The 26609-nt window shown below is 67.2% G+C and carries 24 protein-coding genes and 1 pseudogene; 5 read left to right on the plus strand and 20 right to left on the minus strand.

All coding sequences use genetic code 11. From position 1 onward, the window contains the following. Positions 1–62 precede the first annotated feature (62 nt). Positions 63–1022 carry an alpha/beta hydrolase gene (locus IPK85_08790; protein MBK8247477.1) on the plus strand — a complete coding sequence of 320 codons (960 nt, stop codon included), beginning with the start codon at positions 63–65 and terminating at the stop codon, positions 1020–1022. Positions 1023–1081: 59 nt separating this feature from the next. On the opposite strand, the gene IPK85_08795 is transcribed toward IPK85_08790, so the two are convergent. From IPK85_08795 to IPK85_08815, 5 genes and pseudogenes are all read right to left on the minus strand, one after another. Next, entirely contained in the window at positions 1082–2326 is a 1245-nt protein-coding gene (locus IPK85_08795) for an ABC transporter permease (GenBank protein ID MBK8247478.1), read from the minus strand. A 15-nt stretch (positions 2327–2341) separates the two neighbouring features. Then, positions 2342–3583: pseudogene (locus tag IPK85_08800) on the minus strand (ABC transporter permease). 88 nt (positions 3584–3671) lie between these two features. Continuing rightward, a complete protein-coding gene (locus IPK85_08805) occupies positions 3672–5009 on the minus strand; it encodes a Gfo/Idh/MocA family oxidoreductase (GenBank protein MBK8247479.1) in 1338 nt (445 codons plus the stop codon). Between the two features lie 126 nt (positions 5010–5135). Next, a complete protein-coding gene (locus IPK85_08810; protein MBK8247480.1) occupies positions 5136–6371 on the minus strand; it encodes a nucleoside permease in 1236 nt (411 codons plus the stop codon). Positions 6372–6378: 7 nt separating this feature from the next. After that, positions 6379–7083 (minus strand): DUF1080 domain-containing protein, encoded by a 705-nt coding sequence (locus IPK85_08815; protein MBK8247481.1) that lies wholly within the window; start codon positions 7081–7083, stop codon positions 6379–6381. 108 nt (positions 7084–7191) lie between these two features. Between IPK85_08815 and IPK85_08820 the strand changes: the two genes are divergently transcribed. From IPK85_08820 to IPK85_08830, 3 genes are all read left to right on the plus strand, one after another. Continuing rightward, the gene (locus IPK85_08820) at positions 7192–8619 is read left to right on the plus strand and encodes a M48 family metalloprotease (GenBank protein ID MBK8247482.1); all 1428 of its coding nucleotides are present in this window, start codon (positions 7192–7194) and stop codon (positions 8617–8619) included. A 174-nt stretch (positions 8620–8793) separates the two neighbouring features. Beyond that, positions 8794–9126 carry a PadR family transcriptional regulator gene (locus tag IPK85_08825; GenBank protein MBK8247483.1) on the plus strand — a complete coding sequence of 111 codons (333 nt, stop codon included), beginning with the start codon at positions 8794–8796 and terminating at the stop codon, positions 9124–9126. An 8-nt stretch (positions 9127–9134) separates the two neighbouring features. After that, on the plus strand, positions 9135–11861 hold the full coding sequence (locus IPK85_08830) for an ABC transporter permease (GenBank protein MBK8247484.1): 2727 nt from the start codon (positions 9135–9137) through the stop codon (positions 11859–11861). Positions 11862–11877: 16 nt separating this feature from the next. Here the strand turns inward: IPK85_08830 and IPK85_08835 are convergent, their stop codons facing one another. Beyond that, entirely contained in the window at positions 11878–12435 is a 558-nt protein-coding gene (locus IPK85_08835; GenBank protein MBK8247485.1) for a methylated-DNA--[protein]-cysteine S-methyltransferase, read from the minus strand. Positions 12436–12705: 270 nt separating this feature from the next. Here IPK85_08835 and IPK85_08840 point away from each other — a divergent pair, with 270 nt between their 5' ends. Further along, positions 12706–13338 carry a hypothetical protein gene (locus IPK85_08840; GenBank protein MBK8247486.1) on the plus strand — a complete coding sequence of 211 codons (633 nt, stop codon included), beginning with the start codon at positions 12706–12708 and terminating at the stop codon, positions 13336–13338. A 99-nt stretch (positions 13339–13437) separates the two neighbouring features. On the opposite strand, the gene IPK85_08845 is transcribed toward IPK85_08840, so the two are convergent. From IPK85_08845 to IPK85_08910, 14 genes are all read right to left on the minus strand, one after another. Next, positions 13438–14481: a serine/threonine protein kinase gene (locus IPK85_08845; protein MBK8247487.1), complete on the minus strand. Its 1044-nt coding sequence runs from the start codon at positions 14479–14481 to the stop codon at positions 13438–13440. Then, positions 14478–15053, minus strand: a complete 576-nt coding sequence (locus IPK85_08850) for a sigma-70 family RNA polymerase sigma factor (GenBank protein ID MBK8247488.1) — start codon at positions 15051–15053, stop codon at positions 14478–14480. The genes IPK85_08845 and IPK85_08850 overlap by 4 nt, the downstream gene beginning before the upstream one ends. Before the next feature lie 50 nt (positions 15054–15103). Beyond that, entirely contained in the window at positions 15104–16069 is a 966-nt protein-coding gene (locus IPK85_08855; GenBank protein MBK8247489.1) for an SDR family NAD(P)-dependent oxidoreductase, read from the minus strand. A gap of 38 nt (positions 16070–16107) precedes the next feature. Then, the gene (locus IPK85_08860; GenBank protein ID MBK8247490.1) at positions 16108–17922 is read right to left on the minus strand and encodes a response regulator; all 1815 of its coding nucleotides are present in this window, start codon (positions 17920–17922) and stop codon (positions 16108–16110) included. A 160-nt stretch (positions 17923–18082) separates the two neighbouring features. Then, the gene (locus tag IPK85_08865; GenBank protein ID MBK8247491.1) at positions 18083–19225 is read right to left on the minus strand and encodes a hypothetical protein; all 1143 of its coding nucleotides are present in this window, start codon (positions 19223–19225) and stop codon (positions 18083–18085) included. Positions 19226–19302: 77 nt separating this feature from the next. Then, positions 19303–20037 carry an NAD(P)H-binding protein gene (locus IPK85_08870; GenBank protein ID MBK8247492.1) on the minus strand — a complete coding sequence of 245 codons (735 nt, stop codon included), beginning with the start codon at positions 20035–20037 and terminating at the stop codon, positions 19303–19305. Further along, positions 20034–21683: an ABC-F family ATP-binding cassette domain-containing protein gene (locus IPK85_08875; GenBank protein ID MBK8247493.1), complete on the minus strand. Its 1650-nt coding sequence runs from the start codon at positions 21681–21683 to the stop codon at positions 20034–20036. The genes IPK85_08870 and IPK85_08875 overlap by 4 nt, the downstream gene beginning before the upstream one ends. Before the next feature lie 151 nt (positions 21684–21834). Beyond that, positions 21835–22416 carry a DUF3365 domain-containing protein gene (locus tag IPK85_08880; GenBank protein MBK8247494.1) on the minus strand — a complete coding sequence of 194 codons (582 nt, stop codon included), beginning with the start codon at positions 22414–22416 and terminating at the stop codon, positions 21835–21837. Positions 22417–22465: 49 nt separating this feature from the next. Continuing rightward, positions 22466–22612 (minus strand): hypothetical protein, encoded by a 147-nt coding sequence (locus tag IPK85_08885; GenBank protein MBK8247495.1) that lies wholly within the window; start codon positions 22610–22612, stop codon positions 22466–22468. A 5-nt stretch (positions 22613–22617) separates the two neighbouring features. Further along, positions 22618–24069 (minus strand): NAD(P)/FAD-dependent oxidoreductase, encoded by a 1452-nt coding sequence (locus tag IPK85_08890; GenBank protein MBK8247496.1) that lies wholly within the window; start codon positions 24067–24069, stop codon positions 22618–22620. Positions 24070–24216: 147 nt separating this feature from the next. Further along, on the minus strand, positions 24217–24627 hold the full coding sequence (locus IPK85_08895; GenBank protein MBK8247497.1) for a DUF1801 domain-containing protein: 411 nt from the start codon (positions 24625–24627) through the stop codon (positions 24217–24219). A gap of 84 nt (positions 24628–24711) precedes the next feature. Further along, a complete protein-coding gene (locus IPK85_08900; GenBank protein MBK8247498.1) occupies positions 24712–25293 on the minus strand; it encodes an SCO family protein in 582 nt (193 codons plus the stop codon). Beyond that, positions 25290–25751 (minus strand): copper chaperone PCu(A)C, encoded by a 462-nt coding sequence (locus tag IPK85_08905; protein MBK8247499.1) that lies wholly within the window; start codon positions 25749–25751, stop codon positions 25290–25292. The genes IPK85_08900 and IPK85_08905 overlap by 4 nt, the downstream gene beginning before the upstream one ends. After that, the gene (locus tag IPK85_08910) at positions 25748–26539 is read right to left on the minus strand and encodes a copper chaperone PCu(A)C (protein ID MBK8247500.1); all 792 of its coding nucleotides are present in this window, start codon (positions 26537–26539) and stop codon (positions 25748–25750) included. The genes IPK85_08905 and IPK85_08910 overlap by 4 nt, the downstream gene beginning before the upstream one ends. Between the last annotated feature and the right edge of the window lie 70 nt (positions 26540–26609).

The raw sequence follows: 26609 nt of genomic DNA on the forward strand, positions 1-26609 counted from the left end.
GCGAATCTATTATTTCGCGCCCGGATTTTCTTGTTGTCGTTAAATCAACTTCCAGAGCTACGATGAAACGGTTTCTCTCCCATGTTGTGGCGGCGGCGGCGGTGGTGGGGGTGGCAGCCTGTTCTGATCACACCGCGACCGGGGTCGCGACAGATCGCGTTGAGTCGCCCTTGCTTGAGGTGTCGCCGGGGGTCCTGGCGGTCACCGACGTGCCCTATGCGACGCGTTCGGCAACCCAGAAGCTCGACATTCACCTGCCGACGACCGGTTCGAAGCCTTACCCGGTAGTGATGTGGGTTCACGGGGGAGGCTGGAGCACAGGCGACAAGAAGCTGGCTTCGACAAATGCGGTTCTTACCCTGCTGACCAAGGGAATCGCGGTCGTCTCCGTCAACTACCGCCTGTCCGGCGAGGCCAAGTGGCCCGCGCAGATTCACGACGTCAAGGCGGCGCTCCGCTGGGTCCGCGCCAACGCCGCGACGTACAAGCTTGACCCGAATCGCATTGGCGCGTGGGGACTTTCCGCAGGCGGACACCTCGTGGCGATGCTGGGCACGACCGACGGGGTCGCCTCCCTTACCGATCTCAGCCTCGGGAACCCAACGATGTCGGAGAAGGTGAAGGCCGTGACGGATTGGTTCGGACCGGTCGCCTTCACGGCGATGGACGCACAGCTCGCACTGGACGGGTGCCCGCTGTTCGGCGGCACGGGCCATGGCTCAGCGCAGTCACCGGAATCCAGGCTCCTCGGCGCTCCAATCCTCACGGTCCCGAGCCTTGTGAAGTCGGCGAACCCACGCACGTATGTGACGCCAGGCGACGCGAAGTTCCTTGTCATGCATGGGACGAAGGACTGCACTGTTCCGTACCAGCAGAGTCAGGCCATGGCGAATCGGCTGAACGCGGTCATGCCGGGCTCCGCGACGCTGCTGCTGCTCACCGGTGCCGCTCATGGGGGGGCAGCGTGGACATCCGCCTCCACGGTTGACATCGTCTCGACCTTCTTCAGGAACAACCTCTAGTCGGTGACGCCTTCTGACCAATGAACGGCGCCCACGAGGCGCCGTTCATCGTTTGCCCGCTACTCGTAGCGCAAGGCCGCGACGGGGTCGAGCCGCGAGGCACGCAACGCCGGCACCATCCCGAACGCCACACCAGTGATCGCGCTGGCCAGGAGCGCCGTAACCACGATGCTCGGCGGCAGAGTAGCCGGAATCGGGCTGCTGGTGCGGATCAGCCATGCGAGCCCCGCGCCGATCGCGAGTCCAATCAAGGCCCCAACGCTGGTCAACGTGGCGGCCTCCACCAGGAACTGCCAGCGAATGGTCCCTGCGGTGGCCCCCAAGGCTTTTCGCACGCCGATTTCCCGTGTGCGCTCGGTGACAGAGATCGTCATGATCGCGACCACGCCCACGCCGCCCACGAGCAGCGCCACACCGGACAACGCCAGGCCGACGGCGAAGATGGCGCCAAACAACTGGTTGAAGGTGTCCATCAACCGGTCCTGCCCGATGAGGTAGAAGGTGTTGTCCGTCCCCGGCTTCAATCCGCGCCGGGCGCGCATGGCGGCGACGACCTGGTCCATCACCTCATCCTGCGTGATGGTGGAGGACGGCCGCACGAGCAGGGTCAGGTCGCGCCGGAAGACCGCCAGTCGCCGAACCGCACTTTGCAGGGGCAGGATGGCGCGCGGGGTGTCCGGGCCCTTGCCTTCCATCGTCTTGAGGAAGCCTGCTTTCGGCTGGTAGATACCAATGACCGTGAACGGCTGTCCATCCAACTCGACCTGCTTGCCGATCGGGTCCGAGTCCCCGAAGAGCTGGGCGCGCAAGGTGTCGTTGACGAGCACGACCGGCTGGCCGGCATCGTACTCGGCGCGCGTGAAGTTACGCCCGGGTGAGATATCCGACGGGTCGACGAGGGGCCAATCCGGGCTGTAGCCGTCGAACCCGACGTTGTCCGCGCGGTTGGTGCGGTAGGCGAAGTTCGCGCCTCCGCCGAGGACGCCCACGGCATCCTGCACCCCCGGGACCCGCTTGATCATGTCCCACTCCTCGAACGAGATCGGCGGATTGCGTCGGTCGGGGCACTTCTCGTCCGTGCCGTCGCATCCACTGATCCCCGGGTTGCGCCGACGCACAAAAAACGAGGTGGCGCCGATCGACTCGAGGTCCTGACGGAACGACTGCTGGATCCCGTTGACCACGGCGCCCATGGCGACCACCACAAATACGCCGATCGCCACTCCGGCGATGGTGAGTGCCGCACGCACCTTGTTGGACCGGATGGCGTCGAAGGCCATGACGACACCCTCGAAGACGAGCAGGAAGCGGTTCATGGCCTATTCGGAGCGGAGCGCAGCGATCGGATCGAGCCGGGCGGCACGGCTCGCGGGATAGACACCAGCGGCGACGCCGACGCCACCGCCAGTGATCAGGGCAGCGACGATGGACTAGGGGGCGACGGCTGCGGGCAGTGGCGTCAGGCTCGAAATCAACATCGCGAGGCCGATGCCCAGCCCGATGCCGACGGCGGCCCCCATGATGCTCAGCGTGGTGGCCTCCACGAGGAACTGGCGCAGGATATCACTCCGGCGCGCGCCTAACGCCTTGCGCACCCCGATCTCCCGGGTGCGCTCCGCAACCGCGACCAGCATGATGTTCATGATGACCATTGCCCCCACGATGAGGCTGATGGCCGGCAGCGCCGTCCCGAACAACACCAGGCGCCCCTTGAGCTCGGCAATGAAGCCAAAGGCCGCATCCTGCGTGACCAGGCCGAAGTTGTCCGGCTCAGAGGCGCGCAACCCGCGAATCGAACGTAAGGCCGAGCGGGCCAGCTCAATACCCTCGGGAATGTCCTCCTGTCGCGCCACCTGGACCACCAGGGATCCGATATCCTTTTCCGGGCGAATGATCCGCCCCATCGCGGAGGAGAAAGGCGCAACCGCGAGACGGTCCAGCGAGAAGCCGAAGACCGATCCCTGCTCCTCGATCACCCCGATGACCGTAAACGGCACGCCTTGAATGCGCAGCGTGCGGCCCTCCGGGTCCAGTCCGGGGAAGTAGTGTTCGGCGACCTCCTTGCCGATTACGAGCACCGGCGCCCCGGAGCGCTCCTCCTGTTCATTGAACGCGCGCCCCTTCTCGATCACGTAGTTCTTGATCGCGAAGTAGTCCGCGTCGGCGGCGACCGCCTGTACCTGTCGCGGCCGTGCCCCGGGCGACGAGGCGTACTTGAAGGTCTCGCTGGTGACCGTGCTCTTCATCGCGGCGGGAAGCACGGCACGCACCGCCGCGACGTCGGTCATCCGGATGAGGGGCCGTCGGGACGCCTCGCGTGCGTCAAATCCCCGCTGCCCTCCGGGCCCAACATTGTCGAACCGCCGCACCGTGAAGGTATTCGTCCCCAGGAGACGCCCGGCGAAGTCCTCCTCCACGTACCGCCCCATGCCCTCCACGATCGACACCACGGCGATCAGGAACATCACGCCGATGGTCACCCCGAGCAGGGTGAAGGCACTCTTCAGTTTTTGGACGCGGAGCTGGGACAGCGCCAGTCCGACGGCATCACGGAGCTGCATGGTCCGAAGCTAACGCGCCACCGCACCGCGGGGTGCCCCGAACCGGCGCGGGAGACGTAGGCCGGTTCGGAGAGTGTGGCCTGGCTTGCTACAGGGACCAGCCCGTGCGGTAGCTCGGTGTCACCCACTCCGCCGGGATGTTCGGGGTCTTCAGCACTCCGGACTCCGGGTCCAAGTCGATCGTCCGACCCGACCGCACCGCCAGGTTGCCAAGCGCGATCATCTCGGTGAGTGGGCCAGCGTGTCCCACGAAGTTGGATCCTGGCTGCGTTCCGGCCTTGATCGCCTCGATCCACTCCTTGTACACCCCTTGGGTGCGAGGGTATTTCGGGGGCAGTGGTTTCGACATGAGCTCGGCGTTCTTCACCGGGTCGCTGAGTTGTGGGTCCGCGCCATAGGTGCCCGCCACCAACGTCCCCTTGGTGCCGATCCACAGTTGCCCGCCTTCCGGATCATGCGGCCAGGCCCGATCCAACCCCCAATCTTCAGGGCGCGGCGGGAAGATCGATCCGTCGCGCCAAACCAGGGTGACCGCGGGACGATTCCCGCGGGCGGGGAATTCATAGGTGATGCGTGAGCCCTTCGGCGCGGTCTCGGTAAACAACGGGGTCGATTCCGGGATCACCTTCGACGGAAACTTGAGGTCGAGGATCCAGAACGACGCGTCCATGATATGGCAGGCCATGTCCCCCATCGCGCCGGTGCCGAAATCCCACCAGCCTCGCCAGTTGAATGGGGCGTAGCTCGGGTGATACGGTCGCTCGGCGGCGGGGCCGAGCCACAGGTTCCAGTCGAGGGTCGGCGGAACGTTGTGCATTTCCGTCGGGCGATTAATCCCTTGCGGCCAGATCGGACGGTTTGTCCAGAACTCCACGCGTTGCACGGTGCCGATGACGCCAGACTCGATCCATTCGCGCAGGATCCGGGTCGAGTCCATCGCATGCCCCTGGTTCCCCATCTGCGTGGACTGCTTCGGTCGACGCGCCGACTCGGCCTTGAGCGCTCGTACTTCTCCCACGGTGCGGGCAAGCGGCTTCTGGCAGTAAACATGCTTGCCCGCCTTGAGTGCCATCATCGCGATGGCCGCGTGCGCATGGTCCGGCGTGGTGATGGTCACCGCGTCAAAGCTGGACGCCTCGCGGTCAAACATCTGGCGGTAGTCGCGATACCGCTTGGCCTTCGGCCACTTGAGGAAGGCGCGTTCTGCAGACTTGTCGTCGACGTCGCAGAGGTAGGCGATGTTCTCGATCGCCACCCCTTGCACGTCGCTGTAGCCCATACCGCCCACGCCAATGCACGCGATGTTCAGCGTATCACTCGGCGCCCGGTACCCGCGCCCCAGCACGTGGCGCGGGACGATGGTGAAAGCGTAGGCGCCCGCAGCGGCGCGCGACAGGTCGGATACAAAGGTGCGTCTGCTCGTCATTGGTTCTCGACTGTTAGTCGTGTCGAAGGACTCTCTCGTGCCGCCCGTGCCGCCCGTACTGCTCGTACTGCTCATAGGGTCGTAGCCGAGAACCAGGCCCGCCGTGTATCTGGTCGGGCCGCTCCCCTATCCCCGCATTCCCTCTTCCTTCGGCCGGAACACCACCAGGAAAATGATGGCCACCACTCCCGCCATCACCGCGGGATGGAGCCAGATCGCATGCCAGTCGTGCGTAACCGCGAGGCACCCCTGGGTCACCGGGTCGGTGCAGTCCGCGTTGGCGCGGGAGAAGCGGTCCACCACGGCGCCCGAGGCAAAGGCCCCGATGAAGTAGCCGACGCCGTTCGTGACGAAGTTGATGAACCCCTGCGCGGCGGCGCGAATCTTCGGCCCGGCCTTCTGGTCGGTGTAGATCTGCCCGGAGACAAAGAAGAAGTCGTAGCAGATCCCGTGCAGCAGGATGCCGAAGAAGAGGAGCCACATCCCGGATCCGACGTCACCGCGGGCAAAGGCCACGTAGCGCAGGGCCCACGCCGCCATCCCGACGACCATGATCTTCTTGATCCCGAATCGCGGCAACAACATCGGGAGCAACACCATGAAGCCGATCTCTGACCACTGCCCGAACGTCTGGATGAAGGCGGGATCTGGCGCCTTGATCTCGTTCAGGAAGGGGTTCGCGAACGAGTAGTAGAACTGCAGGGGAATGCAGAGCAGGAACGACCCGAGGGTAAACACGGCGAAGTCCCGGTCCTTCAGCAGCTGCAGGGCGTCGAGCCCCAGGGCGTCACGCGCGGAAAAGGGAGTGCCCGCCGCCTTGGGCGGTGTGTGCGGTAGCGAGAAGCTGAAGAGTCCCAGGAGCACCGACGCCGCGGAGGCGACGAGCATCGGGGTGGCGAGCGCATCGGCCTTGAGCCCCTTGCCGATCAAGGTGCCCGCCGCGATCCACCCGATGGTGCCGAGCACCCGGATCAGCGGGAAATCCTTCGCCGGGTTCGTGACATGGTGAAACGAGATCGAGTTGGTCAGGCTCAGCGTGGGCATGTAACAGAGCGCATACCCGATCAACATGGGGTAGAACGCGCCAAAGGACTTCTGCTGGGCCACAAGGTACATCAGCGCGGCGCCCACCAAGTGCAGCACGGCGAGCAACTTCTCGCTGGCAAAGAAGCGATCGGCAATCATGCCCACGAAGAACGGGGAGATCAAGGCGGCGATCGCCGTGGCGCCATACGCCAGTCCCACCTCGCGTCCGCTGAAGCCCAGCGTCTGCCCAAGGTAGGTCCCCATCGTGACGAACCAGCTCCCCCAGATGAAGTACTGGAGGAACATCATGATCGAAAGTCGGGTGCGCACTGGCATGGGAATCCTAGAGTGGACGGATCCGGATGTTCCGATAGGCCACCCAGTCCCCATGGTCCTGGAGGCCGATGAACCCCTTCGGCGCCCGCCCATAACTCGGCCACTGCGCGAACTTGCTCGCCTTGACCTTCGCCTCCCAGTCCGGGCTCCACAGCTCGTAGTCCACGACCTTCTGCCCGTTGAGCCAGTGCTCCACGTGCGCCCCCTTCGCCACGATCCGCACGGTGTTCCACTCGCCCACCGGCTTCACGGCCTCACGGGGCGCCGGATGCAGGCCATAATTGGAACCAGACACCGTCAGGTCCGTCGAGTTGTCCGGGTGCCCGATATTGTCGAGCACCTGTAGCTCGGGCGCGTTTTCGTAGAGCCACTCGGTCGACTCCGTCCCGCGGAAGAAGACGCCGGAATTCCCCTTGGGTTGGAGCTTCCACTCAAGCTCGAGTTCAAAGTCGCTGTACTCCTCCGCAGCGTACACGATGTCGCCGCCGGGCCCGGTGCGCGTCAACGCGCCGTCGACCACTCCCCATCCCTCCAGGGTGGCCTTCTTATAGGAACGCCACCCGGTGGCGACACTGTCCACGAGATCCCGCCACTCGGCAGGGGCCGACGCCTCGGAGGAGGCCGTGGCGGCCCCAGCCGTGTCTCCTCCACGGGAGGCGGATTCCGAGCAGGCCATCGGGATGAGCAGGAGGGCGAGGTATCGACGGGACATGGATGGGGGGCGAAGGCGTCGGTCGGCGCGAGCCAACGTAGGCCAGTCCGGCGGTGTGGGGAAGGGCGAAAGGGGCTAAGATATGAGAGCCCTCATCTCTCGCTCCCGATGCGTTCAACACTCTCCCTCGCCGCCGCTGTCGCGACCACCGCCTTTGCTGCAGCTTGCGCCACGAACCCCGTCACCGGGCGGCGCGAACTCTCCCTTATCGGCGAGCAGCAGGAGATCGCCATGGGGCTTGAGGCTGCGAAGTCCGCATCCTCAGAAATGGGGGTCTACCCGGACTCGGTCCTCCAGCGATACGTGAACGGACTGGGGATGCCACTGGCGCGCGCGTCCGAGCGCCCGAACCTGCCGTGGTCGTTCACCGTGATCGACGATCCCGTCGTCAACGCGTTCGCGCTCCCCGGTGGTCCGCTCTTCGTGACGCGCGGGATTCTCGCCCACATGAACTCCGAGGCGCAGCTTGTCTCGGTCCTCGGCCACGAGATCGGGCATGTCACCGCGAGGCACTCCGTGAGCCAGATGTCGCGCGCACAGCTGACACAGGGGCTGTTCGTCGGTGCCATGATCCTCCGCCCCGAACTCCAGCAGTTCGGCAACCTCGGGAGCCAGGCACTGGGGGTGATGTTCCTCAAGTTTGGCCGCGACGACGAGACCCAGTCGGACGAACTCGGCTTCAAGTACATGACGAACGCCGGGTTCGACCCTGCCGAGATGGCCGAGATGTTCAAGACGCTTGATCGGACTGGGGGCGGAAGCCAGCGGACTCCCGAATGGCTTTCGACCCACCCCAATCCGGGGAATCGGGTGGCGAAAACCCACGAACGGATTGCGGCGTGGACGCGACCCGCCGGGCCGCTCAAGGTGAACCGCGACCCGTTCCTCCAGCGTCTCGATGGGATGGTGTTTGGCGACGACCCGCGGCAAGGGTTCTTCCAGCAGGCGACCTTCCTGCACCCCACGCTGAAGTTCCGCTTCGATTTTCCGTCTGGGTGGCGGACGCAGAACAGCGCGCAGCAGGTGGCCGGGATGAGTGCGGCGCAGGACGCCCTGCTCGTCTTGTCCGGCGCGACGGGGACACCCCAGCAAGCGCTGTCACAGTTCCTCGGGCAACAGGGCATCCAGTCGAGCGGGGCGTCCAGCACGACCATCAACGGGTTGCCCGCGGCCAGCGCGCAATTCGCCGTCCAGACCCAGGAGGCCGCACTCGCCGGCTACGTGACGTTTGTCCAGCTCGATGGCACGACGTACCGGTTGCTGGCCTACACCGACCAGGCCAAGCTGGGCAACTACGACCGCGTCTTTCGCGGGGCCATGGGCTCCTTCCAGCGGCTCACCGATCCCCAGGCGTTGAACGCGAAGCCGAACCGCCTGCGCGTCGTTCAGGTGCGGAGCGCGATGACACTCGCGCAGTTCCAGCAGCAGTTCCCGTCCGTGATCCCCATCGAGCAGCTGGCGCTGATCAACGGGGTGGATGCGGCCACCGCGACGTTTCCCGCCGGCGCGTGGGTCAAGCGGGTAGTGGCGCAATAGCGCCGCGCGCGCCGTGCGACATTGACGCGCGGCGCCCTGCTGTGCCGGGCTAGGGAAGGTGGGTCCCCACGGGAGGGAGTGCAAACCGTCACGTTGACGTCTGTCGGGCCTGGCGGCACCCCTTGACGCGGCGGGACGGGCCTCGCCATCGTACCCTCAACAGTTGAGGGTGCGATGGCCGACGATCCCATGCAGCTCCTCCAGGGCACGCTCGATGTTCTGGTCCTCAAGACCCTCACCTGGGGGCCAAACCACGGGTATGGCGTCGCGCGTTGGATTCGCGACACCACCGACGATGCCCTTGCCATCGAGGACGGCGCGCTCTACACGTCGCTCCATCGCATGGAGCGGAAGGGATGGATCGCGAGCGAGTGGGGGGTCACGGACGGGGGGCGTCGCGTAAAGCAGTACGCGATCACCACGGCGGGACGGCGCGCACTCCAGGCCCAAGCCTCTCAGTGGCAGCGCTACGTCGTCGCCGTCGGCAAGATCCTCCAGCCCGCGTGAGGCCGCCCATGGAACGCATCCCGGGATTTCGACGCGTGGTTCGCCACGAGGCCACCGACGCATCGGTGCGGCGTGATGTTGAGGACGAGATCCGCTTTCACATGGACACGGCGGTCGCGGATCTCATCGCCCGTGGGTTCTCCTCGGAGGCCGCCCGCGCCGAGGCTGAGCGTCGGTTCGGCGACCGCGAGCGCGTGCGCGTCACGTTGGAAGCGGAAGACACGGCGGGGGTGTATCGGCAACGATGGTATGAGCGGATCGGGACCTTCTTCACCGACCTGCGTCTCGCCGTGCGCGCCCTTGCGCGTGAGCCACTCTTCTCCCTTGGGGTCATCGCGACGATGGCCGTCGGGCTGGCGGCCAACGCCACGATGTTCGGCGTCGTGGACCGGCTCCTGTTGCAGCCTCCCGCGGCCGTCCGCGGTGGCGACGACATGACGCTCGTGTATTTCGCCAAGCCGTACCGGGGCGCGACGTTCACGCAGACGAGCACCTCGTATCCGGATTTTGCGACGCTGCGGGACACCAGCGGGGTGCTGGCAAAGGCAGCGGCCTTTTGGCTGACCGAGGGCTCCCTCGACCGCGGACTCAGTGCCACGCGCCTGTCGCTGGGGTTGGCCACCGGAGACTTCTTTGATGTCCTCGGGACGCAACCCGCGATGGGGCGCTTCTTCCACGCGGCGCACGACGATCCAGCCAGCCCCGAGAATGTTGTCGTCATTTCGCATGGGCTCTGGACCGGGCGCTTCGGGAGCGACCCGGAGATCGTGGGTCGCACCATGCGCATTGACGCGCGCACGTACACGGTCCTGGGTGTTGCTCCTCGCGGATTCCACGGGCCGCAGGGGCGGCGGGTTGATGCCTGGCTTCCGCTCCGCCTGGTCGCCAGCGAGTACCTCGGCGCCTGGTGGGCGGATACGCGCAACATGTATTGGCTGCGCGTCGTTGGTCAGTTGTCCCCGGGCGTGTCGCGTGCCGTGGCAAGCGAACGCGCCACGCTGGTGCACCAACGCGCCAACGCGGCCGCGAAGAAGGGGGATTCTCTTGCGACGGTGGTCTTCGGCTCCATTGTCCCCGCCCGCGGTGCGGGGATCGCCGGATCAGCGACGGGACAGTCGGGATCGTCGGCACCCGCGCGCGTCGCGACCTGGCTGCTGGGTGTGGCCGCCGTGGTTCTCCTCATCGTCTGTGCCAACACGGCCAACCTCTTCCTCGCCCGTCACAACCGGCGGCGGCGGGAACTCGCCGTACGGCTCGCGCTCGGCGTGCGCCGCTGGCGCCTGCTGCGCGCCCTGGTCAGCGAGGCGCTCCTGCTCGCCGTCGTCGCCGGGGCGGCGGCCCTCGGGCTTACCTGGTGGGGCACACGGCTCATGCGGGCCACTCTGCTTAATGCCTATGCCTGGGATGTCCCGACGGTCGGGGCGCGAGTGGCCGGTTTCACCGCGCTCGCCGCCGTGATCTCCGCGCTGGTGGCCGGTCTCCTGCCGGCACTGGTATCAAGCCGCGGCGACCTCACGGGAGCGCTCAAGAGCGGAAGTACCGGTGCGGGGCGGCGTCGCACCCCCCTCCAGCGCGGGCTGCTGATGGTGCAGGCCTCACTCTCCACGTTGCTGTTAGTGGGGACGGGCCTCTTTGTGCGGAGTCTCGCGAACGTCTCCTCCCTCCGGCTTGGGTACGACGTCGACCAGGTGGTGGTCGCCAACATCGAGGTCAGCAACCGCTTCAGCTCGGACACGACATTCAATCGCTTCTGGCAAGACGCGGAAGATGCGGTCCGCTCGATCCCGGGGATCTCACACGCCGCGCTTGGGGTCACCGCACCCTTCGCGTCGAGTTGGGCCACGGACCTCTTTGTGCCTGGGTATGACTCACTCCCGGACATCGGCGACGGCTGGTACGTGAATGCCGTGTCCACTACCTGGTTCGAGACGGTCGGCACGCGCATCCTGCAGGGGCGCGGCTTCCAACCGACCGACGTCAAGGGTGCCGAGCCGGTGGCGGTGGTGAACGAGCATATGGCACGCGCCCTGTGGCCGGGGCAGTCCGCGGTTGGCAAGTGCATCCGGGTGGGCGCCGACACCGCGCCCTGTGCCACCGTCGTCGGGATGATGGAAAACGCCTACCGCGACAACCTGCGGGAAACGCCCACGGCGCAGTACGTGGTCGTCATGCAGCAGGAGACATTTACCGCCGCGTCGATGCGCACCCTATTCATGCGGGTCACGGGCGATCCGTCGCTGGCCGTGCCGGCCATCCGGGCCCGGCTCCAGGGATTGCAGCCCGACCTGCCGTTCGCCGATGTGCGCCCGATGGGCACCCTCATGGACGGCGAGGTGCAGCAGTGGCGGCTCGGCGCGACGATGTTCGGGCTCTTTGGGGCGATTGCTTTGCTGGTGGCGGCCATCGGGTTGTATGCGCTCGTGGCCTACGACGTTGCGCAGCGCTGGCACGAACTGGGGATCCGCGCCGCCCTGGGCGCCGCCCCGGGCCACCTGCGGGGGCTGATCGTCCGGGCCGGACTCGTGGACGCGACGATCGGGCTCGCGTTAGGCGCGGTCCTCGCGCTGGCCCTTGCCCCGCTGGTCGCCGACCTGCTGTTCCACGTGGCGCCGCGTGACGCCACCGTGTTGGTGGGGGTGGGGCTGGTCCTGTTGCTCACCGCGACGCTGGCGGCCGTGCTGCCGGCGCGTCGCGCGACGCGCGTGGAGCCGGCGCAGGTGCTACGCGCCGACTAGGCGCGACATCATCTCGCTAGCGCGGGGTCCCCGGCGAGAGGTCGAACATCCCCAGCTGCGCCGCCACGGCGGCGCCTTCCAGCTGGAGCAACCGATGCTTGGTCGCTGTGCCGCCGGGCGCCGAGAATCCGCCGAGGGCGCCCCCGGCGGCGAGCACGCGATGACAGGGGACGATCAATGGCACCGGGTTGCGCGCCATCGCCTGGCCCACGGCACGCGCCTGGGTGGCGTCGCCCGCGGCCGCGGCCAACTCGCCGTACGTTCGCGTCTGCCCAGGTGGAATGGCGCGCGTCAGCGCATAGATCGTTCGGTCGAAGGCGCCGGGAGCCGGCTCTACCGGAACGTCGCGGAGGTCGTCGAGCGCGCCGCCGACGTGCGCCACGACGCGGGCAATGACCCGCAGGATGGCGGACGGAGCTTCGGTCGAGGTCAGGTCGGGATGTCGTTGGAGCAACCGCGCAATCGATGACGACCCGTCGTTCATCGGCAAGCTCAGCCCGACGATCAGCGGTTCCCGCCACGCGATGGCACAGGTGCCGATCGCCGTGCCGAATACGGTGCATCCCGACATCACACCCCTCCTGTGGGAAGCTGAATGGTGCGCTGCGACACGGGTGCAGACAACCCGGATCCTGCGCCTCGAGGGTCAGGAGGAGGGCGGCTCTTCCGATCGGCGCGCCCGCGCGCTCGAAGGCCTCGCTATCACCCTGCGTCTCAACTCGGCAAACACCCTTGCCGGCAGGCGGGGTTGATGGCAAGCTAGGCTCACGCGGTCCCGGCGCCGCTGTGCGGCGTTGGCCGTGTGGCGTCTCAAGCAGCTGAATCTCCAACCAGGAGGCTTCTGATGCGTCCTACTCAAGCTGGCACACGCCGGATCCGAAGGCACACGTGGCATGCGCTCTTCCTTCTCGCCCCGTTCATCGCGTGTGACGACACCTCGACCACGTTCATGATGCGGCGGACCGTGGACCTGCATGCTCGCTTTGGTGCTACCACGCCCAGCGTCCTGACCGGCTTTCAGTTGGGGGGCGACCTGGATGCTCCCGTCCGCACCAGGGCAGAAGCGCGAGTGACCGCGACCCTGCCGGCGGCCGGAGCGGAATCGCCACCGTGCAACGACGGCACGGCGCATATGCGTCGAGTCACCGGCGATCCGATGTTCGTGGGCGACTTCGTCAGCCTGATCGGTGATACGGGCGCCGAAGACATCAGTACGGACCGGGATTGCGGCTGCGACACGCACATCAGCCGCATGAGCTTCACGCTTATCCGGATGGTTCCGTCCCTGCCAAACCTCCCGGATCTGGGAAGCGTGACCCTCGGGAAGGCTGACTTCTGCCCCAACACCCTCGACGATCTGGTCGTCGGTGATACCAACCTCGACGGACAGGTCGAGGTGACCATGACGGCGGTCCTCGAGGTGCGCGGCGGTCGGCTGATGCTCGACGTGACTTACGAAGGGCGAGAAGTCGACTGAGGGAGTAGACGGGTCGCCGCGCTCGTGCGCGCGGTCATTGACACGCGGGAGATCGCATCGTTGACGCGCCCGGTCGGGTTCCATGTCGCGCGCGTCGCACTACGCCGCCGAGGCGATTGCGGCATCAAGCGCCTGCGCCAGCGCCTCCGCAGAGGGATAGCGAGATGACGGGTCGTGCGCGATCGCGCGTGTCACGCAATCGTCAAACGGCACCACGGCCTCGGCGTCTCGTGATGCTGCCGCCGCGCTCGGTAGCACTGGACGCGACGTCGGTGGCTGCCCGGCCAACAGGACGTAGAGGACGGCGCCGAGGCTGAACACGTCCGCGGCCGCCGTCAGGGGGCGGCCCGCGAGGTGCTCGGGGCTCGCGAAACTCAGGGACATGGGACGAAAGCCGGCGCGCGTGAGTGTGCCCGGGGCGTCGTCGTCGAGTGTACGTGCGATTCCGAAGTCCACGAGGACCGTCTGCCCGGTCGCGGTCACGAGGATGTTGGACGGCTTGATGTCCCGGTGCAGCACCTGGCGCTCGTGGGCGTGCTGCACCGCGTGGCAGGTGTCGCGCACCAGTCGCGCGCATCCCGCGGGCGGCACCCCCTGCGTGGTGCACCACTGGTCGAGAGGAACGCCATCCACATACGCCATCGCAAACCACGGGCGCTTCCCGCTTGTCCAGCCGGAGTCGACAAAGCGTGCTATGCCGGGATGATCCAGCTGCTGCAGGAGCCGTTGTTCAGACACAAAGCGCCGAGCGAAGACGGTCTCGGCGCGGGTTGGCGGCAAGACCTTGATGGCCACGCGGGCGATCCCCGTGTCCTCGACGCGCACGCCTTCGTACACGATCCCCATGCCACCGCGGCCCACCTCCCGCACGACTTCGAACGCTCCCACCCGCGTACCCGTCGCGGGCAGCAATCCCTCGGGCAGTTCGCGCTTGAGGCTGGGCAGGAGTCCGGCCGCCCCCTGGTCGAGCCGTAGGTGGTCGCGCGTGGCGTGCTGCAGCATGCGGCCGATGGCCTCCCGCGCCTCGGCGTCGCCGGCCGTGCGCGCGAGGAGGGCGGCCCCCCGTTCGGCATCTGGCAGTTGGGTGAGGTCGTGAAAGATCGCCTTGACGTCCGCCCACCGCTCGGGCGACCAGCGCGTCACGCGACGTCGCGCTGCAGCTCGGCTTCGAGCCAGGCGCGGGCCGTGGCCCACTCCCGCTTGATCGTCGCGCTGGACAGCTGCATCACCTCCGCGACTTCTTCGACGGTGAGCCCTGCGTAAAAGCGCAGCTCAACAACCCGGGCCGCCCGCGGGTCCATCTCGCCCAGGGCGGTCAGGGCCTCGTCGATGCCCAGGAGCGTCTCAGGTTCATCCGTGGGAACGTCCATCCCTTCATCCAGGGAGACCAGGCGGCCGCTGCCTCGCTTCGCCGTCGCCACGCGCCGCGCGTAGTCCACCAGGATGCGTCGCATCAGCTGCGCGGCCACCGCAAAGAAATGGGCGCGATTCTGCCAGTTTACGTGCCGCTGGTCGACGAGGCGCAGAAACGCCTCGTGCACGAGCGCGGTGGCCTGGAGCGTGTGGTCCATCCGCTCGCCACGCAGGTGTTTCGCCGCGACCTGCCGCAGGTCGTTGTAGACCAGCGGCAGGAGCTGGTCGAGCGCCCCCTCCTCGCCGTGTCGCACGGCCTGGAGGAGCAAAGTGACGTCGGGCGGAGGAGAGGCTTCAGGCACTGGGACAGGGTATACGACGGGGGGATGCTACCCCTCGTGCCGCCGGCGCGCTACCGGGGCGCCAGCAGCTGTTCGCTCACTTCACGGAGCTTCTGTCGTGCCGCAGCGTCATATGCCTGCGCGTTCGCCTTCCACGGCTTGAGCTGGTTGAAGAAGGTCCCGGTCGGTTCGGTGGTCGTCATGGCATTCACCACCGATTCCACCCCCTCGGCGATGGTACTCCGCGGGGTGACGTTCAGCGCGCGGGCCATGGTCGTCGCCATCGTCGTCGCCGGATGCAGCGAGTAGGTCAGCACCCCCTGACGCTCGAGGTCGGGCGCCATGTCGATCGTCATCAACACCTGGGCCAGCTTGCTCTGCGCGTACCCTCGCGCGCCCGTGTAGCCCTTGCTCATCATCACGTCATCGAAGTCGATGGGGGTCTGCGATCCCGACGACACGTTGATGATGCGCGCTGGTGCGCTGGCGACGATGCGCGGCAACAGACGCTGTGTGAGCAGGTAATGCGCGAGGTAGTTCACGGCGAAATGCATCTCGTACCCCTCGGCGCTGAACAGGCGCGTGGAGTCAAAGACGAAGCCGACGCCGGCATTGTTGATCAGTACGTCGAGTCGCTGGTGGTCCCGGAGCACCGCGTCGGCGAGTCGGTGAACGTCCGCGAGCGACGCGAGGTCGGCGCGATAGAACCGCGCGCGCCCCCGGCCCGTGCGCCGGATCTCGTCCACCAGGGAGTCACCGCGTGCCGCGCTGCGTCCCGTGATGAGCACCGTTGCCCCTGCCGCTGCCACGCGTCGCGCCACGTCCCGACCGAGTCCATCGGTGGATCCGGTGATCAGCACTACCTTGCCGGTGAGGTCCGGGAGCGGAGGCGCCTTGGCGAAGGTGGTCGAAGGCTGCGCGGCCAGGGGAAGCGCGCACGCCACGAGGGTGGCTGCGGCGAAGAGGTGTGTCAGCACGGTGGTGTCCCGAGGGCGAAAGGTGTTCGTGATGGAAGCATACCCGCCGTCCCGGCGCATGGCGATGCGTGCCGGGCGTGTGCCCCACCGGCTACGTACTACGAAGCGGTCTCGACGCCCAGGTGGCGCATGAGGGTGTCGGCCAGGGCGGCACCCGTCATTGGCTTGGCGAGGTAGTCGTTCATGCCGGCGTCAGCGCACCGCTGCCGGTCTTCGGCGAGGGCGCTCGCGGTGAGCGCGATGATCGGAATGCGCGCGACGGGTGCGCCGCAAGCACGGATCCGTCGGGTGGCTTCGTACCCATCCATCACGGGCATCTGGCAATCCATGAGGACCGCGTCAAACGACTCGGACTGCACCATCGACACGGCTTCAGCCCCATCCTTGGCCATTGCCACCGTCATCCCAAGCCGTTCCAACATCGCGCGGACCACCGCCTGATTGACGCGGTTATCCTCGGCCACGAGCACGCGCGCCTTCCTCGGCAGGGGAGCGGGGGGGCTGGGTGCCGCGACGTCGACGACCGGGGCCGGAGCAAGCGCCGCTAACAGTGGAATGTCGAACCAGAACGTGCTCCCCTGGCTGGGCGTGCTCTCCACATGAATGGAGCCGCCCATCAGTTCAACGAGGTGCTTGCAGATGACGAGGCCAAGTCCCGACCCCCCGAACCGCCTCGTGGTGGAGGCATCAGCCTGGCTGAAGCGTTGGAACAGCTGCGCGACCTGGTCCGGCGACATCCCGATGCCGGTGTCCTGCACCTTCACCTGGATCCAGGAACGGTCGTCACCGTGGGGGGCCTCCACCGGCCTCGCGCTCAGCGTCACGGTGCCTGCCTCGGTGAACTTCAGCGCGTTGCCCAGCAGGTTGCTCACAACCTGGCGGATGCGTGTGGGGTCGCCGCTCACCAGGGGCAAGATGGCGAGGTCGATGTCGGTGACCACGACCGTGCTACGCGGTGCGCCGAGTGCGAGGTACATCTCGGACGTCGCGCGCAGGAGCTGGCCCGGATCGAAATCGACACGCTCAAGCGACACCTTGCCCTCCTCGATCTTGGACAGGTCGAGGATGTCACCGAGCAGTTCGTGCAGCGCGCGCGCCGCCGTGGAGATGCCCTCGGCGTACCGCGCCTGATCCGCGTCGAGCCGGGTGTGCTGCAGCAACTCCGCCATGCCGAGGATGCCGTTCATCGGCGTCCTGATCTCGTGGCTCATGTTGGCCAGGAACCGGCTCTTGGCCAGGTTGGCTTCGACGGCGACACGTCGTGCCTGCTCGCGCTCAGCGGCAACCGAGTCGCTTTCGAGCCGCAAACGCGTCATCACCGTCCAGTCCTTGTTCGCGCGCCAGCTCTCCTGGGTCAATACCACGCCGTAAATGAGGGTGCTGCTCAACACGACGAGGGTATCATCATGGGCATCCCAGAGGGCGCGGCCCATCACCGGGAGCAGCATCGAGATGAAGTTCAGTACGGCGGTCCGGAAGCTGCTGTTGAGGACGAAGACGCCGACGGCCATGATGCACAGGACGCTGGCAAAGAGCAGTGCGCCCAACCACGTATTCTGGGTCGCGGGGACGAAAACGACCGAGATCACGCTCCAGCACAGGTTGTCCACGACGATGAGGCCCTCGAATCGGGCCTGCCAGGTGTCGATGTGGAGCGCGCGTTGCGGGTCGCGTTCGAACCGGCGCGTTTCCCAGGTGCGCACGGCGCTGATGGTCAGGCGCGACACGAGCCATCCCACGACCCACGCCGGGGATACACGTCCCCACATGGCGAAGGCGACGACGATGGAGAAGGCGACCGCACCGACCTGTGGCATGGGCGCCAGTCGGTAGATCGTGCTGATCCGCTCGAACTCGATCTGCGCCTGAATATCCCGACGGGAGTCCTGCGTCGAGGCGGATGTGAGCGACATCAGGCGGAGAAAAGCGGAGGCCAGGGCCGGGACGGTGATCCTGAGCCGCAATGTAGCTCGCGGCACGTGGAGTCCCAGTGAGTATCGGCTGGCATCACCCGATCCGTCCAGCGGTCCGCGCGCGTGAGGGACCGCCGCGTCGGCCGGGCTGCGGATGGTCCTAAGGTTCGAATCGCACCAGCCGAACGCCACCGGTCTCCCGATCTTCCACGGCCGCCACGATGTGGCGCACGGTGAGCGTGGGGGTCGGGGCATCAAGGATCACCGCCGGCAAGATGATTGTGCGCTCGAGCCGGCCGTTCGCGTCAAAAACGTCGAACACCGTGGTCCCGCGCTGCGCCGCTCCGGCCCATCGTCGGACCCAGGTGGTGCCATCGGTGGCGGCGAACAGCGACTGGATCGCCGGGTAGTGGGTGGGGAGCCGGCGTGCCTTCACGTCGTCGGACATTCCCTCGACCTTGCTGAGCGGAACGGGGATCGAGTCGATCCGGCGGTTCATCGCCGCCAGGCTCTCGGCCCGTTCGGCCGCCACGATCGGCACGACGGTGGAGGTGTGGGTGATCGTGCGCAAGGTGCGTCCCCTCGCGTCGCTTTCGCGAATCTCGTAGCGATCACCGCCGGTGCTGATGATCGTGCCACGTGGCGTGACGTCCCACGATGGGATCGCGGTGAATGGCGGCACGTCGAGTCCGCGCAGCATGCGTCCGCCATTGGCGCTGACCTGGAAGCGCGCGTATCCCTGGGTCTCGTTCGGCCAGCGGGGGACCATCAGGGAATCCGTCACCTGTCCGCGGGCGCCGTACCGGAGCACGCGCTTCTGCGCCCCGACGGCAGAACTTGGTGCTGTGTGCAGGTAGTCGCCGTTGTCGTGGATACGTGATGCGCGTGCGTTGTACCAGTCCGAGTAGAGGGGCTGCTGGTACGCGGTGTCGTACCTGGCGATCAGTCCCGTGCGCGCGTCGCGGGTGAAACGCGTGATGCGTTCGGTATCGCGCACCCAGAGGCGCTGTTGTCCATCGATGACGATGCCGGTCGGGGCCTGGAATTCGCCAGGACCGCGTCCCTTGCGTCCGACCTGCCCGCGAAACCGACCGTCCGGGCCAAACACGACGATGAAGCCGTTGTCGATGTCGGCGGCGTAGATGTTCCCTGTGTTGTCGACGGCGAGGCCAAACACCTTGCCGAGTTCAGCCGCCCGCGGGTCCGTTTCGTCGGTGATGGCAAGCGTGGTGCGCCAGCGGACCGTTGGCTGGGCCTGCGCGGCGAACTGACTCGCGAGAAGCAGGACAAGGAACCGGTGCACGGGAGTGAGGGCTGGGGTTCACGGCCTTGGACACACGGCGCCGTTCAAGCGTTCACTGCGGGCGGTGCCTCGTCCGTTCAGGCGGGAGACCCTCGAGTCAGTTCCACCATCTCCGGATAATGGTACACCGCGCTCCCGGCGGGATGGCGGGTCGCCGTGGCCACCATCGCTTGCGCGATCTGTGTTGCCCGGATCGACGTGAACCTGGCCGGCGTCACGAAGGCGAGCAGCGGGAGGAACGTCTCGAGCAGCCACGGGGTGTGCTTGGACCCGATGATCATCGCGGGGCGAAACACGCTCACGATCGCGGGTCCGCTCGCCCGTACGGCGTCCTCGGCCTCACCCTTCACACGGTTGTACCGTGACATGCCCGCGCCACCACCGCCACCGGCTTTCGCCGTGGGGTCGGCGCCCACAGCGCTCATGAAGGCGAGGTGCCGGACCTTGCCGGAATCCCGGAGGCCGCGGGCAAACGCTTCGTTGAGCGCGACGTCCACCGCGCGATGTTGTTCGATGGTGAGCTTCGCCGTGCCGGCCCCGATACCGAGCACGCTGAATCCCTCCACCTCACCGTCGAAGTCACGCACCGCTTCCATCGTCGTGGCCGCGAGGGCTGCCGGCGTCATCTCCGGAACGAGCGCCTCGACGAGCCGGCGACCCGCCGCCTGTGCCATCGCCACGGCCTCCGGGAGCGATCGACGCGAGAGGGTCACGACAGGATCGAACGCCCCGTCGCGGAACAGCTCGGCGAGGAGCGCGCTCCCTACCGATCCGGAGCCGCCCAGGACGATCGCTGGGCGCGAGAGGGTCATGGGCGTGATCCGCGTGTGGCGTCCGCGGTGCCTTTGGCCGAGCGCCGGGCGCGATCCTCCTCCCACTCGACAAACGGGCCATCGAAATCCACGAGTCGTGTGCCGTCAAAAGCCCAGACGCGGGTCGCCACCTCGCGCAGGAAGGCGCGGTCGTGGCTCACCAGCAGCACGGAGCCTTCGTAGTCCTCGAGGGCATCCTCGAGGGCTTCGATGTTTTCGACGTCCAGGTGGTTCGTCGGTTCGTCGAGGATCAGGAGGTTGGCGTGCGAGAGCGTCATCAGCGCCAGGGCCATGCGCGCGCGCTCGCCGCCGCTCAACGTGCCGATCTCCCGAAAGACCTCGTCGCCACTGAACCCGAAGGAACCGAGGCAATTCTGGATCTGGCCGCGGTTCCAGAGGGGGCGCTGGTCCTGGATCGCATCGGCCAACGACTTGTTGAGCGGGAGGTCCCCGAGGTCCTGCCGAAACCACGCGGGAACGATCGAACCGCCGATCCGCGCCTCGCCACCTGCTGCGGCGAGTTGGCCAATAATGGTCGCAATGAACGACGACTTGCCGGCGCCGTTCGGCCCCACCAGGGCCACAAAGTCATTCCGCCGAAGCACCGCCGTGAACTCCTCCACGAGCACGCGCCCCGGGACCTCCACGCGCAGGTCCTTCACGGAGATCACCTGGTCGCCTCCGCGTTCGGTGACGTCGAACTGTAGGGACATCGCGGCCGGGTCGCCTGGCGGCGGGGCCAGGCGTGGCAGGCGCTCGAGTCGCTTGCGTTTGCCCTTGGCCTGGAAGGAGTTCACCCCGGCGAGGTTTCGCCGGATGTACTCCTCTTCCTTCTTCACGTAGGCCCGCTGCCGCTCCAGCTCCCGTTCGCGCGTGAGGCGACGCTCTGCACGCTGCGGGACAAACTGGCTGTAGTTCCCCTTGTACCACTCGCTGGTGCGCCCTTCCACGTGCAGGATGTGCGTGCAGACGGCGTCCATGAACGCGCGGTCGTGCGACACCACGATGACCGTCTCGTTCGCGTCGCGGAGCCACTCCTGGAGCCAGGTGGTGGTGTCCAGGTCCAGGTGGTTGGTGGGTTCGTCGAGGAGGAGGAGATCCGCCGGGGCAATGAGCTGCGCCGCCAGCCCCACACGACCTCGTTCCCCGCCTGACAGCGTGGAGACCGGACGCGTCTTCGACTCCTCGGCGTCGAACCCCAATCCCTGCAGCACCGCGTCGACGCGCGCGTGGTAGATGTAGCCGCCCAGGTCGCCGAAGCGCTCCTGATCGTTCCCGAACCGCTCGAGAAACTCGTCGGTCACCCGATCGCCCAACTCCCCCAGCTCGATGGCGAGGTCGGCGAGGCGTTTCTCCAGTGCGATGACCTCACTCCAGGCGGCCGCTCCGGCTTCCCAAACCGTCGTGGCGCCCTCGAAGGCGCGATGCTGGTCCAGCAGGGCATGACGCAACCCGGGCTTGCGGGCCACGCTGCCCACCGTCGGCTTCAGTTCCCCGGTGATGAGCTTGAAGATCGAGGACTTGCCGGCGCCATTACGCCCGATGATTCCCCACCGCTCGCCATCGGCGACGGTGCAGGAGACGTTCTTGAAGAGTTCAGTCGCGCCAAAAGAGACGCCGACGTTGGCGAGCGAAAGCAGGGTCACGCGGAGTGGGGAAGGTCAGACGGTATCGGCGCGACGCTCGCCGAGCGGCGAGGTGCGCCGGGGGAAAGGTAAGCGGCACGACCACCGCACCAACGGCGGGCCACACACCTTCCGGTCGGATGGACCGACCGCCCTCGCTCTCCGGGAGGCGCTACAGCGGGCGCTTGATCGAGATGATCCCGCGCACCATCCCCACTCGGTATCCGATCGCCTTGTCCTGTGGATAGTCGGCAGCAAGGCGCGCCTTGACGCTTGCGGGAATGTCATCGGCGTTGCCGTGGCAGAGCAGGCACATGGGCTGTGTCGGGAGCGCCTTCGCATAGCGGAACTGCTTCCCCCCTGCGGCGCTCACCACCTCCCACGTATCCAGCGATTCCGGCTTTTCGCCAGCAGCGAGGCGCTCTTCCAGTTGTGACTGCGCCTGGGCCTCCCACGCGTCGGGCACGCCGGCCGGGTTGCGGTTCTTCGGGCTCACCCGCGTGATCTCCATCCCATGCTGCCGCGAGAGCGCGGCGGCCGACTCCGGCGCCCGCACCTTGCACACGCCGATCGCCCCGTCCGGACCCTGCTCGGCGATCGCGGCCTTCAACTCGGCGCCAAGTCCTGTGGCAAGACGGGCAGCCGCTTCGCGCGCGCTGGCGACCAAGGCCGCCTGTTCGGTAGCGTCAGGGCCTCGGGCGCACCCTGCGAGCCCAAGCATGAACGAGACGGCAAGACACGCGGTGGTTTTCATGAGAATGCCGGTGGCAGGGACGCAGGATGCGCAGCCAGTCGTGTGTCGGCTATTTGTGGCTCGAGAAGATGATCCCGATCATCCGCAGGTTGATCACGACAAACCGCCACAGCTGCCACGGGATGAACGTGCGCAGGAACAGCGTACGCTTCGTGGCCGTCGCCACGTGCGGTGGAGGGGCTGAGGCTGGCGGCATCGTCATCACTCCGGGATCAGGGCCCACCCTGGTCGCAGCTGGGCCTTGTAAAGGAAGAGGTGGTGCAGGATGAGCTTGATCCAGTGGCCGGCGAGCCCGACCTCCCCAAAGGTGCGCTTCAGGTCGCGGCCGTAGTCGGGATACCGGTCGAAATCCGGGATGATGGGGAAGACCGTCATTGCGGCTGCCGACCCGCGAAGCATGGACGCGCCCGTCGACGCCACACACGCCGCCCCCATCTCCGCCATCGAGGCCGTGTGCGTCGGACCATCCGCCCCACGAATCATGTCCACGATGCTGTGGGCGACCGCCTTGCCGATCATGGCCGACGGCATCCCGGTCCGCGGAGGCGCAGGGGCCACGGGCGCGCCGCTCGGCGTGGTGTACGGCTTCGAGATGGCGTGTGGCGGCGCGAAGGCGATTCCTGCGGCGAACACGTTCCGGTACGCCGGGGACTGGTAGGTCCTCGGCCAGTCCTTCGCGCGCCACGCGTCATAAGTCTTTGCCGTGTAGTCGGCGTCCACCGTCATGAAGCCGTTGGGCTGGAACAGCCGCGCGGTGATGTCGGCGCCGCTGCGATCCATGGCCTTCAGGCCAACGCCGGAGAACGGCGGGAGCAACATCGCGAAGTCGAAGGGAAGGGTGTCCGCGTGCCCCTCCACCGTGTCGTACTGGACGCGATCCCGCTCCACCTGCAGGGGATGGGCGCGCGTGATCCATCGAATGCCGCGTTCGGCAAACAGCGACGCATTGAACGCACTCGACGGCTGTACGTATCCCCCGGTGCGGAAGTGCATGCCTCCCATTCCGAAGTCACCGAGCTCGTATTCGTTGGTGAGCCAGGTGATCTCGGCCTTGTCGCGGACGCCGCGTGCGCGCAGCTCGAACTCGAGGTTGACGATGTACTCGAATGCCGCGCCCTCGCAGGTGCAGGCCCCGTGGCCGACCCCAACGACGAACTGCTGCCGCTCCCCGCGCCGCATCCGTTCCACCGATTCATCGAGGGCGCGTGACGCCTCGACGGCATGCCCATCGGTGCACACGGAGTGTGAGTGCCCTCCATCCGGCCCTAATCCCGGTGTGCGGTCGAAGCGCAACTGGGGACCCGTCGCATTGACCAGGTAGTCGTAGTGCACCTTGTCACGGGTGCCCGGCCGCGCGCTGGGCTCGACGAGCACGTACGGTCGTCCGTCGGCCGCGTCGCCCTCGGGGTAGAGTTCGCGGGCCGACGCCTGGAGGAAGTCGATGCCGGCCCGCTCGTAGATGGGACGGAGGGGAACCCGGACCTGCTCCGGCCGCATCTGGCCCACGCCCACCCAGATGTTGGATGGAATCCAGTTGTAGGTGTCCTTGGGCGACACCACCGTCACCGCGTGCTCCTTTCCGAGCCATCGGCGCAGGAAGGCCGCAGCGGTGTGGCCGGAGATCCCGGCACCGAGCACCACGACGTGACTCATGGCATCACTCCCAGTGAACAAGGACCGATGATCATGTCGGCCGCGCCTGCGAACAGTCAGGAAATGCCCGACCGCCGGGAGGGAGCTCTTCTGGAACACACGCGATGTGAACGGTCGGCGGTACCTGCCGCCGCACGCCGGACCGGTTCAGGGTGCGGGCTGCTCCAGCTGCACCCGTTGCTTCATGTCGACGTACGCGGCGCGAATCAGAGCCAGCAGCGCGTCGCAGCCGCGGTCGTCATCGGGCCGCACCTTCACGTGACGCATGCGCTTGCCGGTGCCAACCAGCACGCGGTGCGGATCGGGCAGCTCGGCACCCTGGAAGAAGCCGACATTCACATGGGCCCGAAAGACGTCGACGTAGGCGAAGGCCGCGTCCTCCACGCACGCCGTGGGGTGACCGTCGTGGAGGAGCTCCCGCACGTCGGGCCCGCACGCACGCAGGGCACCAAACCAGCGGGCGGCGATCGCACCGAGGTCATCCGGTCTGGCTTCAAGCCAGCGATCGATCTCCGGGTCGCGGTTGACCGCGGTCGGGAAACGGAAGAGGGCACTCATCTTCCCCGCAATCTGGCGGCGGCGCCGAGGGCGTCCACCCCTGGCTCCGCGGGCAGTCCATGTGCGGGACTGCCCGGCGGGTCCTCAGGAGTTGGGTGTGGCTCCGGTCAATACGGCTTGCACCCCGGCGGTGACCTCGTCCACCGTGGCCTCATACGGAAAGGTCTGTCGCAGCCGTCCCTCCTGGTCCAGCAGGTAGAGCGTGGTCGAATGCGAGACGGAGTACTTCGCCGCGGATTGGGGCGTCGGGACAATCTCGTACGTCGCCCCGAACTGCTTCGCCACCGCATCCACCTCGGCCCGCGTCCCGGTCAGCCCCACGGCGTCGAGCGTGAAGAGCGAGAGGTCGGCCTTGAGCACCTCGGGAGTGTCGCGCTCGGGATCGACCGTGATGTAGAGCGTGCGCACGCCGCCGGCCTTGTCGCCCAGCCGCCGCGTCACCGTGGCAAGCTTCGACAGGGTCGTCGGGCAAACGTCGGGACACATCGTGTACCCAAAGAAGACCAGCAGAGCCTTACCGCGCTGCGATTGCAACGTGAAGGGCGCCCCGTTGTGGTCCGTGAGGGCGAAGTCCATGCCTGGGGACTCCGTGCGCGCACATCCCGCGGCCCCGGTGACCAGGACTGCGAGCGTCGCCGCCCGCAGGATCGCAGGTCGCGACCTCACGGCATCCTCATGGCGCGCACCGGGGCGACGAGTCGCACTTCGCTTCCGTCATCGAGGGTCAACGTGGCGCGGACCGTATCGCCGACGGCGAGCGGCTTCTTGAGGCCGAACAGCATGAGGTGAAAGCCGCCGGGCCGCAGGTCGACTTCACCGTTGGCCGGTACGACGATCGCTGGCACCGGGGACATGCGCATCATCCCGTTGTCGCGCTTCATCTCGTGCAGCTCAAGGGTATCCCCCACATCGGCCTTGCCGCTCAATACCCGGCGTTCGGTGGGACCCGCATTCTTGAGGAGGACGAACATACCCGTGGTGGCGCGGCCCGCGGGGACTTCGCGCACCCAGGGGTCGCTGGCAGTGACGGTGGTCGTCTGGGCCGCGAGCGGGGCGGCGGCGAGGGCCATAATGAAAGCTGCAGCGATGCCGGGCAGCGCACGGCGTGAGCGGAGGGAGGTCATGGACGTGGTGGGGTGGGTGCGGTGTGGAGTGAGGTGACGAAACGCGCGAGCGAGCGACGCTCGCGATCCAGCAGGTGACCGTACAGCGGCATCGCGCCGCCATTGGGGATCCCCGTCGCCAGCGTCTGCGCGATGGCCTCCTCGGTGATCCCGTTCTTGAAGGACGCCGCGTCGCGGAAGTCGCGCGGCGGCGGGTTGAGCGTCCGGGCGAGCGGGCCGTCGCCATGGCCGGCGGGGCCGTGGCATCCCGCGCAGCCATCCGACGCGAACAGGGCGCGCCCCTCGTCGAGCGATGGCTCCGTGACGGCGCCCGCCGTGCTCTCGGGCCGCGGGGCCAGCAGTGTGTCCAGGTCGGCGAATGGTACGACGCGCGCCATCGTCGTGGCCGGGCCGGCACCGGCGAACCGCAGCGTTATCCGGAGGGAGTCGCCCGGAACCAGGGAACGCGCCACGCCGTCCAACACGATGGAGTATCCGCCAGGGGCGAACCGCAGCGAGGCGCGGGCGGCGATCGGGATGGCGTCAACCGGCGAAAGCAGGGCGGTGTCCCCGAGCGCGGCGTCGGTCCGTCCGAGGCGATGTGCCGTGGCGGTGCGGATGCCGGCGGTGGCCGCACCCTCGACCGACGCACCAGTGATCGAGACGGCGCGGGCCCCCTGATTGCGGACGGTGAGGTATACCATGGGCTGGACCCCCGGTACCGCCGCAATCGCCGCTCGCTCCAGCTGGATGGCCGTCGTGCTCCCACCGCAGGCGACGGCGAGCCACATCGCGCTCAGCGATGCCACAACGCGCCGCCTGCGCCCCATAGCGCACGCGGACGCACGAAACGCCCCGGATCCTCCTGAGATCGACATC

This window comes from Gemmatimonadota bacterium (assembly GCA_016712265.1).
In the GTDB taxonomy this organism is placed as follows: domain Bacteria; phylum Gemmatimonadota; class Gemmatimonadetes; order Gemmatimonadales; family Gemmatimonadaceae; genus RBC101.